The organism is Streptomyces sp. MnatMP-M17, from assembly GCF_900091995.1.
GTDB lineage: Bacteria > Actinomycetota > Actinomycetes > Streptomycetales > Streptomycetaceae > Streptomyces.
The window spans coordinates 1-2,736 of record NZ_FMDK01000704.1 but is presented as its reverse complement, the minus strand read 5'-3'; the positions used below and the strand labels follow the sequence as shown (position 1 = coordinate 2,736).

Sequence of the window (2,736 nt, the reverse complement as noted above, 5' to 3'; positions counted from 1 at the left end):
TTGGTTAGAGCAGCTGACTCTTAATCAGCGGGTCCGGGGTTCGAGTCCCTGGCGGCGCACAGACAGGGCAGGGCCCCTCGCGGAAGCGAGGGGCCCTGCTGTCGTAAGGCTGACGGTCCTGCGGCCTCAGTCTGCCGACAGGCCTCAGGCCACCGGCAGACTTCAGGCGACCGAGCGCGAGCCGTCCACCATGGGGCTCACACCGAAGATGTCGACCGCGTGGTAGTACGTCCACGCCAGGGCGTCGCAGGACGCCTTCGTCGCACCCGAGTACTTCGCGCACACACGCTTGAGGTCCGCGTAGAAGGCGGAGTCGATCCGGGCCTTGTTCGCACTGAACGTACCCGCCGCCTTGTAGTTGCGGTAACCGAAGTCATGGCGCACACAGGCGTTCTGGAAAGGAAAGCCGAAGGGATTGTCCGGCGAGGACGAGCAGTAGTCCGTGGACCAGTCGAAGCCGTAGGCCGACCAGGCACCCTGGTTGCCCCGGGCCGCGAAGAAGGAGTTGTAGCTGCTGGCGGACTCCTGGGTCCAGCTGCTGAGGACCTGCGGCTTGTCCGCGGGAGCGGCGGTGGCCGAGGTGGCCGTGAACAGGGAAGCGGCGAGGGCGAGTACGGCCGAGGCGAGCGGAAGAGCCAGACGTCTGCGCATGACGGAACAACCTCCGGACGGGTATGGGGGGAACGCTCCCTGCCTTGGTCGGCATGGAGCGCCGTAAGCGTGAAGGGCACGGCTGTCGCACGGGTCTACGCGCGATGACCGCCGCGGGAATGGTCCCCCAAATCCCGGCGGAGGCAAACCCCTTTCACACCGAACTCGCCTCTGAGTGCTTCCAGTTGACGGTTCCGTCCCCAGTTGCCCGGTTCCCGGCCGGCCCCCACCGGGACACCGGGCGCGCGCCAGGCCGTACGGGCCTACAGGCGTACGGGCGCGTCGGAGCGTGTGCCTCGGGAGGCGCGGTCCGCACGGCGGCGGACCGCACGGCGCCGCGCCTCCCGAGGTTCTTACGATCTCTTACGACCGGTCCGGCTACTGGCTACTGACCACGCGTCAGAGCCGTCAGAGCCGTCGGAGCTGTCAGAACTGTCAGAACTGGACGTCGGAGCAGGCGTAGAACGCGTTGCCCGTGTCGGCGATGGTCCACACCGCCAGGATGATGTGCCGGCCCGACCTCGACGGCAGATTGCCCGAGTGCGAGAGCGTCGCGGGCGGCTGCTGGTTGTTGTACGGCACCGTCAGGAACGGCTGGGTGTCCAGGGCCGCGCGGGTGAGCGGCGCGGACGAGTTCCATCCGTTCTTGGTGATGTAGTACTTGAAGTCGGTCGTGGCGTGCCGGGCGGTGAACTGCCAGCGGAAGTTGTAGCTCTGGCCGCCCGAGACCTTGGTGGTCGGCCAGGCGCCGCCGCGCGGGTCGTCGAGCTGCGCGAACTGGCCGAGGCCGCCCGAGCAGAGCTTGCCGTCGGCGGGACCGCCGGCCGGGAAGCCCTTGGGCCCCTCGACACTCTGCGGCTCCCACTGGATGTTGCCGCAGTTCGTCACCGTGCCGTTGGCACAGAGCTTCTGACGGCTGATGGGTGAGTCGGTGTAGCCATGGCTACTTGCGCTGCTGGTGGCGAGCAGGGACACGCCCGCCACGGCGAGGCCAACCACGGCCGCGCCTATCTTCTTTCGCATGCTTCGCTCCAGAGAACGTGGGGAGTTCGGTGAGCCGTACTGCACGCGTGCAGGGGAGAAACAGTCTGCGGTCTAGACCAAGCTCTAGAGTATTAACGGAACTTGACCGTGTCCATAACAAGTACGAGCCAGGTCCAGACCAATTACAGCCTCTCGCCGATGCCCTGCCGCCCGGTGTAGAAGGCCACGGTGAGGTCCTTCACCAGCACCTTGCGCTCGTAATCGTCCAGTTCGACCAGCCCGCGCGAGGTCAGACGGCGCACCGTGTCGTCCACCGCGTCCACCACCGAGGTGAGCACACTGTCCCGGTGCCTGGCGTCGAGCGCCGCGATCCGGCTCCGCTGCATCGCAGCTGCGATTTCCGGCGCGTACTCGATCCCTGTCGGCTGCGCGGAGAAGACGTCGACGCCGACGGGCCGGCACTCGGCCGAGAGCATACGGGTGAGCGCGTCACCGACGGCCTCCGCGTTGCGCAGGGTCGGCGCCTCGTCGTGGAACGCGTCGGCGGGCAGCTGGGAGAGCACCCGCGCCATCGCCGCCTCCACCTGCTCACGCAGATACTCCTCGTGGTCCCGGACGCCGAGGGCCGCGCGCACGGTGTCCCTGACCCGCCAGACGACCAGGACGACGACCCGCAGCGCGGTGCCGTTCGAGTCGACCGCGGGCATCGGCTCGCTGCGCCAGTGCCGCAGCCGTACGTCCACCTTGCGGCGCACCAGCAGCGGGCTCACCCAGAGCAGTCCCGTACGGCGCACACTGCCGCGGTAGTCGCCGAAGAGCGTCAGCACCCAGGCCTGGCCGACCTGGCCGCGGCCGAGTCCGCCGAAGGCGAAGACCACGACGGTCCCGCCGAACGCGAGCAGGGCCCACTGGCCGAGCCCGATGCCTCGGTCCGGTTCGGGCCGCAGCCCGAGCAGTCGCGCCACCGCGTCCGGCACGGCGCCGGCCCACCACAGCAGCGCCGCGCACGCGGTCAGCGTCAGTAGCCCGACGAGCGAGGCGACCCAACCGGGCAGTACGGGCCCGGGCCGCTCGGCGAGCCGTGGATCGACGGGCGGCGCG

The 2,736-nt window shown here is 69.0% G+C and carries 3 protein-coding genes; all 3 read right to left on the bottom strand.

The window, feature by feature from the left end; all coding sequences use genetic code 11:
* Positions 1-162: 162 nt before the first annotated feature.
* On the bottom strand, positions 163-651 hold the full coding sequence (locus GA0115259_RS28705; protein ID WP_093602420.1) for a phospholipase: 489 nt from the start codon (positions 649-651) through the stop codon (positions 163-165).
* Positions 652-1,086: 435 nt separating this feature from the next.
* Complete coding sequence (locus tag GA0115259_RS28700; protein WP_093602418.1) at positions 1,087-1,674, bottom strand: lytic polysaccharide monooxygenase auxiliary activity family 9 protein; 588 nt, start codon at positions 1,672-1,674, stop codon at positions 1,087-1,089.
* A gap of 143 nt (positions 1,675-1,817) precedes the next feature.
* The coding region (locus GA0115259_RS28695; RefSeq protein ID WP_256098184.1) for an SPFH domain-containing protein at positions 1,818-2,736 on the bottom strand (919 nt) is incomplete at its 5' end.

Coding starts and splice junctions, on each gene's coding strand:
- GA0115259_RS28700 (WP_093602418.1), bottom strand. CDS start 1,674: ATGCGAAAGAAGATAGGCGCGGCCGTGGTTGGCCTCGCCGTGGCGGGC.
- GA0115259_RS28705 (WP_093602420.1), bottom strand. CDS start 651: ATGCGCAGACGTCTGGCTCTTCCGCTCGCCTCGGCCGTACTCGCCCTC.